The organism is Haloferax sulfurifontis ATCC BAA-897 (genome assembly GCF_000337835.1).
In the GTDB taxonomy this organism is placed as follows: domain Archaea; phylum Halobacteriota; class Halobacteria; order Halobacteriales; family Haloferacaceae; genus Haloferax; species Haloferax denitrificans.
In genome coordinates this window covers 157,814-170,495 of record NZ_AOLM01000008.1, presented here as the reverse complement: position 1 = coordinate 170,495, position 12,682 = coordinate 157,814, and the positions used below count along the sequence as shown (strand labels likewise).

Below are 12,682 nucleotides of genomic sequence, written 5' to 3'. Positions count from 1 at the left end.
GCCGACGCCCCTGTCGCTCACTCCACGGCGGTCGCCGAGTTGTCTCGCGGGCGATAGTCGATGGTTCGCATCGTCTCTGTGAGCGAGAGATACCGGTCGTCGTTCGCCGAGACGAGGTTGACAGCGAGCGGTGAGTCGGGAAGCGGAGCCTCGACGGCCCGCCGCATCCCCTGCTCGCAGTCGCGGGGACTAAGCCACATCGCGCGGACGTAGCGCGCGACGGACTCCTCTTCGTCCACCTTCTCGCGGAGTTCGTCGACCGTCAGGAGCCACCCGATGCGGAGATTGAGCACTTCCAACCCGTGTCGGTCCGCGTAGTAGTTGCCCAGCGCCTCGCCGAACACCTTGCTCACACCGTAGTACGAGTCGGGGCGCGGCGGGTCAGACACCCGAACCGCCTCGGCGTCGGCGGCCAGCGTCTCCGGCCGGGTCGCGTCCGCGATGTTGTACATCTGGTGGACGTGGTTCGTGCTGGCGAAGACGAGTCGGTCGATATCGGCCCCCAGCGCCGCCTCGTAGACGTTGTACGTGCCGCCGATGTTGACCTCGTAGACGCTGTCCCACGCCGCGTCGGGGTTCGGGTTGGCCGCGAGATGGACGACGATGTCGTGGCCCTCGAACGCCTCCGTCAGCGCGTCTTCGTCGCGCACGTCGAGGATGACGCTGTCGAGCCCCTCGCGCTCGCGGTGCGTGATGGGCGTCACGTCGTGGTCCGAAGCCAGCGCTTCGACCGTGACTCTCCCGACGTTGCCAGCCGCTCCGGTGACCGCAATGCGTGCCATACGATGACAATCGACGGGAGTCTAATAAACGTGTTCCAAGCTCCCGCCGCCGGATTGCCACGGGGAAAACACGTATGAAACAGGGTCACAATCACGGCGTATGGTCGACCGACCAACCGCCATGGAAGACCCACTCGACGGACGGACGGCGCTCGTCACGGGTGCGAGTTCGGGAATCGGCGCGGCGACGGCGCGCGTGCTCGCCGAGGACGGCGCGGACGTCTGTCTCGCCGCCCGCAGAGTCGAACAACTGGAATCGCTCGCGGACGAGATTCGCGAGGCAACGGACGCCGCCGTGAGCGTCGTGCCGACGGACGTGACCGACCCCGACGCGGTCCGGGCGCTCGTCGACGCGACCGTCGAGCGGTTCGGCTCGCTCGACATCGTCGTCTGCAACGCCGGCCTCGGCATCGACAAGTCGGTCGCGGAGTTGACCGACGAGGAGTACCGTCTGATGACGGGCGTCAACGTCGACGGGATGTTCTACACGGCCAGAGAGTCGATTCCACATCTCGTGGAGTCCGAGGGGAACCTCGTCTTCCTCGGGAGCATGTCCGGGAACCACCCGCGACCGCACAACCCGGTGTACGCCGCGACGAAGTGGTGGGTCCGCGGGTTCGCGTCGAGCCTGCAGGGGTCCATCGGCGAGGAGAACGTCGGCGTGACCTGCGTCAACCCGACCGAGGTTCGGACCGAGTTCGGCTCCGAGAGCGGCGAGACGCTCGAAGAGTCGTTCGAGGAGGGCGAAGTGACGGAGGCGATAGAGGTCGCCGACGCCATCGCCTACGCGGTCCGCCAGCGGTCGCCGAACACGGTGCTGTCGCTCGACCTCTACCGGCGCGACAAGCTCTCGCACTTCTGAGCGGCCGCGGGCGCGACGGTACTCCCAACAATCGAGGGAAGCGTATTTTGCGGTCGGTTCCGAACGGACGCCCATGACCGTCACGAGAGTGGTCCACACGTCGTGCCGACTCGGCGAGGGGCCGGTCTGGCACCCCGACGAAAAGCGGCTGTACTGGGTAGACATCGAATCCGGGCGACTCCATCGCTACGACCCCGAGACGGGGGCGCACGACTGTCCGGTCGAAACGTCGGTCATCGCCGGGGTGACGATTCAGCGCGACGGGTCGCTCCTGGCGTTTATGGACCGCGGCCGCGTCGGGCGCGTCGTCGACGGCGAACTCGGGGAAGTCACGCGAATCGTCGACTCGCCGACCCGGTTCAACGACGTCATCGCCGACCCCGCCGGGCGGGTGTTCTGCGGGACGATGCCCGCCGAGTCCGCGGGCGGGCGGCTGTTCCGCCTCGACACGGACGGGACGGTGACGACGGTCGAGACCGGCGTCGGAATCCCGAACGGGATGGGGTTCACCCGCGACCGCGAGCGGTTCTACTTCACGGAGACCGAGGCGCACACCATCTATCGGTACGACTACGACGAGGAGACGGGAGCCGTCTCGGACCGCGAGCGGTTCGTCGAATCGCCGGAGACGCCTGGACTGCCGGACGGGATGACGGTCGATTCGGCGGGTCACATCTGGTCGGCCCGCTGGGAGGGGGGCCGCGTGGTCAAGTACGACGCCGACGGAACCGAACTCGACCGGTTCGAGGTGCCGACGGAGAAGGTGACGAGCGTCGCCTTCGGCGGGCCCGACCTCGATTCGCTCTACGTGACGACCGCCGGCGGCGACGGGGACGGCGGAGCAGACGACGATGCGGGCGCGCTGTTCCGCCTCGACGTGGCGGCGACCGGGCGGCCCGAGTTCCGCTCGGACGTTCGGCTGGGGTGAGTCGAAACGGACAGCGACCGAGCGGTCAGTTCAACTCGACCGCGCGCCCGGTGTCGGCGCTCTCGTAAATCGCGTCGATAGTCCGCATGACTTCCACGGATTCCTCGCGGTCGACGCGCGGCGTCTCGCCGGTCTCGACGGCGCGGGCGAACGCCTCGACCTCGCGGCGGTAGCTGTCGGTCGGGTCGAACGTCTCCGTGACGACGCGGCCGTCGGTGGCGTAGGTGAGTTCGGCCGAGGCCGTCGACCCGACGTTGAACGCGGGCGTCGCCTCCAGCCAGCCGTCGGTGGTCTGGACGCGGTAGTACTGGGTCTCGGGCGTGTCGAACGACGACTCGACGCGGGCGGTCGCGCCGTCGTCGTACTCCAAGACGCCCGACATCCGCGTGTCGACGCCGCAGTCGCGCGTGTCGGTCGTGGTCGCGTACACCCGGTCGGGCGTCCCGAGGAAGAGCCGCGCCGCGCTGACGGCGTAACAGCCCACGTCCATGACGCTCCCGCCGGCGAGGTCGGGGTCGATGCGGATGTCCTCGGCCCCGTCGGGCAGACGGAACGAGAAGTTCGACGTGACCGAGACGACCTCGCCGAGCTCCGACGCGACGAGCTCCGCGGCCCGCTCGGTCCGCGGGTGGAACCGGTACATGAACGCCTCCATCAGCGTGACGCCAGCGTCCTCGCAGTAGTCGAAGAGGGCGGCGGTCTCGTCGGCGCTGGCGGTCAGCGGCTTCTCGCAGAGCACGTGGAGACCGCGGTCGGCGGCCGCCCGGACCCAGTCGGCGTGGAGGCCGTTGGGGAGCGGGACGTACACCGCGTCGAGGGAGTCGTCGGCCAGAAGCGCCTCGTAACTGCCGTAGGCGGTGGGGATGCCGAGCTCGTCGGCGACCGCGCTCGCCCGCGCCTCGTCGCGGGACGCGATGGCGGCCGCCGTGTGCTCGCTCGCCTGCACCGCGGGGATGACCGATTTGACGCCGATGCCTGCCGTACTGAGGATGCCGAACTGCATGCGGGGAACTGCGGCGACCCGGCAGATAAAACTGCGGGCGACGGTGCGCCGAATCGGTTCCTACGTCCCGTCGGCATCGGCGTCGGCGTCGACGTCAACAGCGACGTCGGTGCCGCGCTCCGCCGCGGCGTAAATCGCGTCCATCGCGCGCATGTCCACGAGCGCGTGCTGGCCGTCGGGCGCGGGGTCGGTCCCCGTCAGGAGCCGGGACGCGAAGTAGTCGAACTCCTCTGTCATCTGGTTCACCTGCTCGAAGTCGTAGTCGGCGGACTGGTCTCCCCACGACAGCCGGAAGCCGCGTTTCTGGCGGTTGTAGAATGCGGGCTCGATTTCGAGTTCCCCCTCGGTGCCGGTCACCCGGAGGTGGCTCGACTGGTAGGCCGACTGGCTGGCGGTGCAGACCGCGAGCGTGCCGTCGTCGAAATCGACGCCGAAACTGACGTGCTCGTCGCCGACGGCCTCGAACGCCTCGTCGTCGACGCGGGCGGTCGCCCTGACGCGGACGGGGTCGGCGTCGAGGACGAACCGCGCGGTGTTCAGCGGGTAGAGTCCGATGTCCATGACGGTCGCGCCGCCGGAGAGTTCGGGGTCGAGCCGCCACTGGTCGGGGTCGGGGACGACCTCGTCGAGCAGGCGCTGGGACATGTGGCCGTGGACGAACACCGGGTCGCCGATGACGCCGGCTTCGACGAGTTCGCGGGCGCGTCGGACGGCCGGCTCGGTCTGCATCCGATAGGCGACCATCAGGGGCACGTCGGCGCGGTCGCAGGCGGCGACGAGCTTCTCGGCCCGCTCGACCGACGCTTCGAGCGGTTTCTCGCAGAGAACCGCCTTCCCCAACTCGGCGGCGGTCTCGACGTACGGGAGGTGTAACCCGTTCGGCGTGACGACGTACACCGCGTCGTAGGCGTCGGCGGCGACCCCCTCGTGGAACTCGTCGTAGGTGAGCCCGTGGGTTATCGAGTCGGCCAACGCCGTCGCGCCCTCGGCTTTCTCCTTCGAACTGCTGACGACGACCGTGGTCTCGCAGAACTCGGACGCCTCGACGGCGGGAATCGCCTCGTCGCGGGTCCACCAGCCGAGGCCGATCATGGCGACCCTGACGGTGCCCGCCACGTCCTCGCCCTGCCAGTCGCGGCGCGTGAAGTCTTCGACGACGTCGGTGGGTGTGGAACTCATACGGTGGTGACGGAGTTCGAGAGGGTGCCGATTCCCTCGATGGTGATATCGACGCGGTCGCCCTCTTGAAGGTCGAAGGGGTGGTCAGGCACGAGCGAGGTGCCCGTGAGGATGACTGCCAGTTCGGGCACTGTGTTATGGCGCGTGAAGTACGACACGAGTTCGTCACAACTGCGAACCATCTCGCTGGTGTTCGTGGCGTCGTCGTAGACGACCTCGCCGTCGCGTTCGATGGTCATGCTCATCTCTAACTCGTGGGGGTCATCGACGTCTTCGGGCGTGACCACGCACGGGCCGATAGAACAACAGCGGTCGTACACTTTCGCCTGCGGGAGGTACAGCGGGTTTTCGCCCTCTATCGACCGACTGCTCACGTCGTTGCCGACGGTGTAGCCGACGATTTCGCCGCGACGGAGAACGATACCGAGTTCGGGTTCGGGCACGTCCCACTCGGAATCGTCTCTGACGCCGATGGCGTCGCCCGGTTCGACGGTCCGAGACGGCGTGGCCTTGAAGAAGATTTCCGGCCGGTCGGCGTCGTAGACGTCGAAATACATGTCCGGCATCGAACTCTCCTCTTCGCGGGCCTGCTCGCTGATTTGGTAGGTGACGCCGGCGGCCCAGACCTCCTCGGCGTCGACGGGGACGGTCGCGTGCTGGTCGACGAGGGCGTCGTCGACCACGTCGGCGTCTTCGGTGAGTTCGGAGGCGAGTCGGTCGACGGAGGTCCGGGCGATACTGGCCACCCGGGCCAAATCGCCGAAGGTCCGAAGGTCCGCGTCGGCGCTCGTCAGGTCGTAGGTCGTGGAGTCGTGCCTCACCGTGAGGCGGCGCTCTCCCGACACCTCAAGCTGGTGGTAATGCATTCAGTATTCTCATTACCATCGATTGTTATAAAAGTACGTCCCGACCCGAACGAGGTGCCGCGGGGTGAGACACAAAACCGCGAGACTGCGGCGGGGCCGGCCTCAAACCGCCGAGCGGGGGAAGTCAGCCGTCGACCGGCGACGAACCCCGATGGTCGCGAGACGGCGGTGCCGGACCGCAAGCGCGGCACGGACGGGGCGTGGACGGTGCCGCCGACGTAACACGGAACCACCGTGCTGGAGGGCGACATAGACATTCTGAGTAACAGAACACTCCGAGTCGGCGAGTCGAATCGAACGAGCGAGGGAGATGCGGTCGCTTCAGCGTATTTCAACGAGAACGGACGCCCGAGTTCGTCGATATCGACCCGCCAAGTAGAAGCAGTTCGACAGCTTTGACGCGCCTCCGGCGACGTTCGGGAACAGCCGAGTTCAGACGTTTATCAACCGATTATGTTTCCTATTACAGAACGGAGTCGGACAGATATCGAAGGACGAGCACGGCGACGGCTCGCTCGATTCGTGGCGATTCGACGCTGTATTACACGCGTACGCTTGTAATTTAGAACGCCCGACACCGAGGGATAGAGGCGAGACTGCCGAGTTCTCGGGACGAAGAACGGAGACAGGTGGTCGAGAGTTCGGTCCCGGAGTTTCGTTCCCTATTACAGAATCGTCGCTCGGTGGTGCCGGGTTAGAACGCGCTGTCCGCGAACCCTCCGTCGACGGTGACGACCTCGCCCGTCACGAACGAGGCGGCGTCGCTCGCGAGGAAGACCGCCGCGCCGACGATTTCCTCTCGCTCCGCGACCCGGCCGAGCGGCGTTCTCTCGTCGATTCGCTCGCGCTTTTCGGTCCCCTCGGCGTAGGTGTCGGCGTTCTGTGGCGTGATGACGAAGCCCGGAGCGATGGCGTTGACGCGTATCTCGGGCGCGAGTTCCTTCGCGGACGCGCGGGTGAACGCCTCGACGCCGCCCTTCGCCGCCGAGTAGGCGGGGAGGTTCGCCATCGAGAGCCGCGCGGCCAGAGAGGAGATGTTGATAATCGACCCGCCGTCGGCGACGGCCGGTGCCAACTCCTGCGTCACGCGCCGGACGCCCCCGAGCGCGATGTCGGTGACGTGGTTCCACGCGTCGTCGTCGATGCCGAGGACCGACTCGCGGGAAATCGCACCCTGCGAGGCGACGACCACGTCGATGCCGCCGAACTCCTCGACGGCGCGCTCGCGGACGCGTTCGAGCGAGGCCGGGTCGGTCACGTCGCAGGTCACCCGAACCGCGTTCGCTCCCAGTTCCTCGATTTCGTCGGCCGTCTCGTCGACCGCCGACTCGCGTCGGCTGGTTGCGAGGACGTCCGCGCCCTCGCTGGCGAATCCGAGGGCGATTGCCTGTCCGATACCGCTCGTCCCGCCGACGACGACGACGCGCTTGTCACTGACGGAGACTGGCGTGTGCTCGTATGCGACCATGGTTGGAGTCCACACGGTACCGACATGATAGTTGCGGAACGCGCGATGGAAGTGCCGCATGCAGTACGTTTTTACGGGCACGTCTCACATGTGCTGTCATGCGAGGACTTGCCAAAGTGGAGCGTAGCTCCGGCGCTATGGAGTTCGTCGAGCGACCGAAACCGGAGCCGGGCGCGGGAGAGGTGCTGGTGGAGGTCGACTACGCCGGTCTCTGCGGGAGCGACGCGGGAATCTACGAGTTCGAATCCGCCTTCGAGCGGATGGAACTCCCGACGGTCATCGGCCACGAGTACGCCGGTCGGGTGGTCGAAGTCGGCGACGGCGTGACCGAGTTCGGCGTCGGCGACCGCGTGGTCGAACGGCCGATTCGGGGCTGCGGCGAGTGCTATCAGTGTCGCATCGGCGAGGAGAACGTCTGTCAGGACGCGGTCATCACCGGCGTCGACCACGACGGCGCTTACGAGCGGTTCATCGCCGTCCCGGAACGCGCCCTCCATCCGATTCCGGACGACGTGGAACAGCGGCACGCCGCGGTCGCGGAGCCGACGAGCATCGCCGCGCGCGCCGTCATCGAGAACTCCCGGGTCGGCGCGGGCGACCGCGTGCTGGTCGAAGGACCCGGCCCCATCGGTCTGCTCACGGCCCAAATCGCGGCCGCGCAGGGCGGCACCGTCGTCGTCTCCGGCGTGGGACAGGACGCCGACTATCGGCTCCCGCTCGCGGAGGAACTCGGCTTCGAGACCGTCAACGTCGCCGACGACGACACCGAGGCGCGCCGCGAGCGCCACACCGGCGGCGTCGGCTACGACGTGGTGTTCGACACGACCGGCCACCCCTCGGGGCTCACGACGGCCGTCGACGAGGTCCGCAAGGGCGGCCAAATCGTCCTCGTCGGTCAGACCGGCGAGACCTCGATGCCCTACTCCCCGCTCGTCCGGGCCGAAATCGACCTGCAGTGCTCGTACGCCTCGATGTACGAGGACTTCGAGCGCTCGTTCCGGCTGATTCGCGACGGCGACGTGGACTGCGAGACGTTCGTCGACACCCGGTTTTCGCTGTTCGAGGCCGACGAGGCCTTCGAGACGTTCATCGAGGGCGGGACGTGCAAGCCGGTGTTCGATATCTCGGAGTTGGCGTAAGGGGAGTTTCGGACGAGAGCAGTTCAACCCGGCAGTAGTAAATCAAATTTGAAGCAATACTGTGGACAGGAAAAGACGTCGATTCAACCAGTAAACAACGTCTACGTCACAGAATACGCATTTAAATTCATTCTTAGAGAGTAGAAAGCATATATTCCTCATATTCTACGAATAAATGACAGTTGTCCGGGTTTGAAAGCTCATAATAAGAGTTTATATAGGATATTAACCCAATAATTCAAAACTGTTCGGGAATTTTACTCAGCAGAAGTTCCTATTTTAGACAATACTAATGCGTCGGGTCGAACCTCGAATCCGAATCGGGACGCGGCGCTACCGAGAGGTCGCCGAAGAGACGAAGCGAGGAGAGTCGAAGGGCGGCGTCAGTCGCTGGCCGAATCGCCGCTGGCCGGCGACGAGAACTCGGAGTCTCCGTACGTAGAGTCCGAGCGGTCGTCGGCGAGGCCGTCCGCGCCGGGAGTTTCGCCGTCCGGGAAGTAGCAAGCGGCGCGGTGTTCGCCGTCACGGACGGTGTCGAGTCCGGGTTCGCTCTCCCGGCACTCGTCTTCGGCTTTCGGGCACCGGGGGGCGAAGACGCACCCGGACGGGAGATTCACCGGGTTCGGTGGCTCGCCGTCGAGCAGGACGCGGTCGCGGTCGACCGTCGGGTCCTTCTCGGGGGCGGCCGCGAGGAGCGAGGTGGTGTACGGGTGTTTCGGCTCGGCCGCGATGGACTCGACGTCCCCCTCCTCGATGACCCGCCCGAGGTACATAATCGCGAGACGGTCCGACACCTGCACCAGACTGGCGAGGTCGTGAGAGATGTAGACGATGCCGATGTCCTCGGTGTCCGCGAGCTCTCGCAGGAGGTTCAGCAGGTTCACCTTCAGCGACACGTCGAGCATCGACGCCGGCTCGTCGCAGATGAGGAAGTCGGGATCGAGGACGAGCGCCTTCGCCACCGCGACGCGCTGGCGTTGGCCCCCCGAGAGCTGGTGCGGGTACTGGTCGAGGAACTTCCGCGCGGGCGTGAGCCCGACTTTCTCCAGCGTCTCGACGACGGCCCGTTCGCGCTCGTCGGTCCGGTAGTCGTGGATGGTGAGCGGTTCGCCGACCAACTGCCGAACCGTCTGTCTCGGGTTGAGCGAGTCGAAGGGGTCCTGGAATATTATCTGAACCTTCCGGCGGAACTCGCGCATGTTCCCGTCCGCGTAGTGCTCGTAGGGCTCGCCGTCGAAGACGAACTCGCCGCCGGTCGGCTGTTTCAGGAGTGCGATGGTCTCGCCGAGCGTCGACTTTCCACAGCCGGACTCGCCGGCGATGCCGAGGATTTCGGACCGCCGGACGCGCAGGGAGACGCCGTCGACGGCGCGGACGTAGTTCGGGTCGTTCCCCCTGAGTTGCTCCAAGAGCGGCTGGCTCTGCTCGTAGTACTTCTCGAGACCGTCGGTTTCGAGGAGCACCTCGCCGCGGTCCGATTCGTCGTGGCTGTCGGGGATGCCCCACGTCTCCGGGTCGGTGGCGTCGCGCCGCATCTGGGCGGCTTTGGTGACGTGGTGGCACGCCGAGCGGTGGTTTCGGTTCGGCAGGTCGACGAGGTCCGGATGGGACGCCTCGCACTCCTCGGTCGCGAAGGGACACCGGTCCTTGAAGACGCACGCGCCGGGTGCCTCGCTCAGGTTCGGCGGCGACCCCGGAATCGAGACGGGGTCCTGGTCGCCCTCCTCTATCTCCGGGAAGGAGTTCTTCAACCCCATCGTGTACGGGTTCGTGGGGTTCACGAGGACGTTGTCGACGCTCCCCTGTTCCATGGCTTTCCCGCCGTAGAGTATCGAAAGCTCGTCGCACGTCTCGGCGATGACGCCGATTTCGTGAGTGATGAGAAGCAACGAGCTGTCCATCCGGTCCTGTATCTCCAGAATCTTGTCGATAATCTTGTCCTGAACGATGACGTCGAGCCCCGTGGTCGGCTCGTCGGCGATGATGAGGTCGGGTTCGAGCGCGAGCGCCATGGCGATGGTCACGCGCTGGCGCATCCCCCCGGAAAACTCGTGGGGGTAGTCGTCGATGCGGTCGGGGTCGAGCCCGACGATTTCGAACAGCTCTCGGACCCGCGAACGCGCCTTGTCGTCGGTGACGTTCCGGTGGGTCTGAATCGCCTGCCGAATCTGCGCGCCGGTGGACATCACCGGGTCGAGCGAGTCCATCGCGCTCTGGGGGATGTACGCGATGTCCTCCCAGAGCACGTCGCGGCGCTCGCGCTCGCTGAGGGCCGTCAGGTCGCGGCCGTTGAATTCGATGCTACCGGATTCGACGGAGCCGTTGCCCGGAAGGAGACCGAGAACGGCCTCGGCCAGCGTCGATTTCCCCGAGCCGGACTCGCCGGCGAGGCCGTAGTTGACGCCCTCGTCGATGCTGAACGACACGTCGTTGACGGCGTGGACGGTTCCGCTGTCGGTCGAGTACGTGACCGTGAGGTCTGTGATATCGAGGAGGCTCATTGTTCGGTCTGAATCTCCGGGTTGATGACTTCTTCGTAGGCGCGGCCGATGAGGAACACCGAGGTGGTGATGGCCGCGATGCCGAGCGCGGGCGGGAGCACCCACCACCAAGCGACGCGCATGTTGCCCGATTCGAACACCTGTCGGAGCATCCGGCCCCAACTCGTGACGGTCGGGTCGCCGAACCCGAGGAACGCCAGGCTGGCCTGCGCGGCGATGGCCCACGCGATGCCGTAGGCCGTGTAGAGAAAGCCGATGGGGAGCACGTTCGGCGCGACGTGGTAGAGCATCGTCCGCAGGTCGCTCGCGCCGCTGGCGCGCGCCGACTTCACGAAGGTGCGCTCCCTGACGGAGAGGACTTCGGAACGGACGACGCGCGCGGGCATCTTCCAGAGGAACGCGACGATGATGCCCGTCATGAGCCAGACGCTCGGCGTCACGAACGTCAGGAGTAACAGCGCCATCGGCGTGAACGGCAGGGAGAACGTGAGGTCCGTGATACGCATGAGAACCTCGTCGACCCAGCCGCCGTAGTACCCGCTGACGAGTCCCACGAGAAAGCCGAGCGCACCGGTCCCGATGCCGCCGAACAGTCCGACGATGAACGTCGGTTGCGCGCCGGCGAGGAACTGGCTCAGTACGTCTTTGCCGTAGGCGGTCGTCCCGAACGGAGCCGCGCCGGTCGGTTCGGACAGCCGCAGCATCGAGCCGGCGTCGTCGCGGACGGTGTGCTCGATGGGGTCGTGCGGGGCGAGCGCGGGGCCGAGGAGACCGAGGAAGACGAACGCGGCGACGATGAGGACGCCGGCGAACGCGAGGCGGTCGCGGCGCAGGAACGTGAACTGGTCGCGGAGCGTCTCCGCGATCCCCTCGACGCGCTTTTTCAGTTCGGCTTCGGGCTTCGTCTCGGTGCTCACGCGGCACCACCTCCGCTGGTCGAGACGGTCGGGTCGAAGTAGGCGTACAGCACGTCGGCGACGAGGTTCGCCACGATGACCGCGAGCGCCATGATGAACACGGCCGCCTGCACCAGCGGGTAGTCCTGCTGTTGGATGGCGAGCACGAGTTCGCGGCCGATGCCGGGCCAGCCGAAGACGACTTCGAGCAGGATGAGCCCCTGGAATATCATCCCGAGACGGAGCGCGAAGTAGGTCAGAATCGGAAGCATGGAGTTCCGACCCGCCCGCGCGAGCTGTTGCATCTCGGAGAGCCCCTTGGCGCGGTGGAGCTTGAGGAACTCAGAGCCCCGCTTTTCGACGACGCCGTTGCGCGCCAAAAGCAGGAAGTCGCCGCTGTAGTACAGCACCGACACGGTAAACGGCAGGACGTAGTGGTGCAGGAAGTCGAGCGAGGCGAACGTCTCGACGTAGCCCTCCGGCGAGGCGCTGATAGAGCGCATCCCGAAGGCGGGCACCAGTTCGAGGTTGTACGCGAAGACGATGACGAACAGGATGCCCGTGATGAACACCGGCGTCGACCGGAGGAAGGTCGTGGTGATGATGCTGAGCTTCTCCAGTTTGCTTCCGCGGTTCCAGCCGACGTACATCCCGAGGAGGGAACTCAGGACCGCCGTCGTCACTAACGCGGGGACGAGCAGGATGAGCGTGTTGACGAGCCGCGGGGCCAGTACCCCCCAGACGGGCTGGCTCCGCAGGATGGAGTAGCCGAACTGGAACAGCAGGATGCTCTGGAGGTAGCTGAGGTACTGCCGCCACATCGGCTGGTCGAGGCCGTACATCGCTCGAATCTCGGTGATTTGCTGCTGGCTCAGGTTGCCCGCGGTGACGAGAGATTCGAACGGACTCCCCGGAAGCAGCCGCAGGACGACGAAGATGACCGAGACGGCCACGAGGGTGAGCACGATGGAGATGGCGAGCCGCTTTGCGAGAAACCGCTGGAACTCGCTCATGGCCGGACCCCCCAACGCCACGAGTGGATAGTGTTCGACATGCGT

General features: G+C 66.2%; 11 protein-coding genes. 3 read left to right on the top strand and 8 right to left on the bottom strand.

Annotated elements, in window-relative coordinates:
* Window positions 1–17: 17 nt before the first annotated feature.
* Window positions 18–782, bottom strand: a complete 765-nt coding sequence (locus C441_RS05340) for an NAD-dependent epimerase/dehydratase family protein (protein WP_007274188.1) — start codon at window positions 780–782, stop codon at window positions 18–20.
* A 121-nt stretch (window positions 783–903) separates the two neighbouring features.
* Between C441_RS05340 and C441_RS05335 the strand changes: the two genes are divergently transcribed.
* Window positions 904–1,644, top strand: coding sequence for an SDR family oxidoreductase (locus C441_RS05335; protein ID WP_007274187.1), 741 nt, complete (start codon window positions 904–906; stop codon window positions 1,642–1,644).
* 73 nt (window positions 1,645–1,717) lie between these two features.
* Entirely contained in the window at window positions 1,718–2,572 is an 855-nt protein-coding gene (gene xacC, locus C441_RS05330) for a pentonolactonase XacC (protein WP_007274186.1), read from the top strand.
* Between the two features lie 25 nt (window positions 2,573–2,597).
* Here the strand turns inward: xacC and C441_RS05325 are convergent, their stop codons facing one another.
* From C441_RS05325 to C441_RS05310, 4 genes are all read right to left on the bottom strand, one after another.
* Complete coding sequence (locus C441_RS05325) at window positions 2,598–3,575, bottom strand: D-xylose 1-dehydrogenase (protein ID WP_007274185.1); 978 nt, start codon at window positions 3,573–3,575, stop codon at window positions 2,598–2,600.
* 60 nt (window positions 3,576–3,635) lie between these two features.
* A complete protein-coding gene (gene gfo6, locus C441_RS05320) occupies window positions 3,636–4,754 on the bottom strand; it encodes a D-xylose 1-dehydrogenase Gfo6 (protein WP_007274184.1) in 1,119 nt (372 codons plus the stop codon).
* Window positions 4,751–5,620, bottom strand: a complete 870-nt coding sequence (locus C441_RS05315) for a fumarylacetoacetate hydrolase family protein (RefSeq protein ID WP_049920456.1) — start codon at window positions 5,618–5,620, stop codon at window positions 4,751–4,753. The genes gfo6 and C441_RS05315 overlap by 4 nt, the downstream gene beginning before the upstream one ends.
* A gap of 694 nt (window positions 5,621–6,314) precedes the next feature.
* A complete protein-coding gene (locus C441_RS05310) occupies window positions 6,315–7,088 on the bottom strand; it encodes an SDR family NAD(P)-dependent oxidoreductase (protein ID WP_007274182.1) in 774 nt (257 codons plus the stop codon).
* A gap of 98 nt (window positions 7,089–7,186) precedes the next feature.
* Here C441_RS05310 and C441_RS05305 point away from each other — a divergent pair, with 98 nt between their 5' ends.
* The gene (locus C441_RS05305) at window positions 7,187–8,227 is read left to right on the top strand and encodes a zinc-dependent alcohol dehydrogenase (protein ID WP_007274181.1); all 1,041 of its coding nucleotides are present in this window, start codon (window positions 7,187–7,189) and stop codon (window positions 8,225–8,227) included.
* Between the two features lie 383 nt (window positions 8,228–8,610).
* Here C441_RS05305 and C441_RS05300 read toward each other — a convergent pair whose 3' ends face one another.
* From C441_RS05300 to C441_RS05290, 3 genes are read right to left on the bottom strand one after another with little or no spacing between them, the layout of a single operon-like run.
* A complete protein-coding gene (locus C441_RS05300) occupies window positions 8,611–10,728 on the bottom strand; it encodes a dipeptide ABC transporter ATP-binding protein (protein ID WP_007274180.1) in 2,118 nt (705 codons plus the stop codon).
* Complete coding sequence (locus C441_RS05295) at window positions 10,725–11,645, bottom strand: ABC transporter permease (protein ID WP_007274179.1); 921 nt, start codon at window positions 11,643–11,645, stop codon at window positions 10,725–10,727. Before C441_RS05295 ends, C441_RS05300 begins: the two co-directional genes overlap by 4 nt.
* Window positions 11,642–12,637: an ABC transporter permease gene (locus tag C441_RS05290; RefSeq protein WP_007274178.1), complete on the bottom strand. Its 996-nt coding sequence runs from the start codon at window positions 12,635–12,637 to the stop codon at window positions 11,642–11,644. The genes C441_RS05295 and C441_RS05290 overlap by 4 nt, the downstream gene beginning before the upstream one ends.
* Window positions 12,638–12,682: the final 45 nt, after the last annotated feature.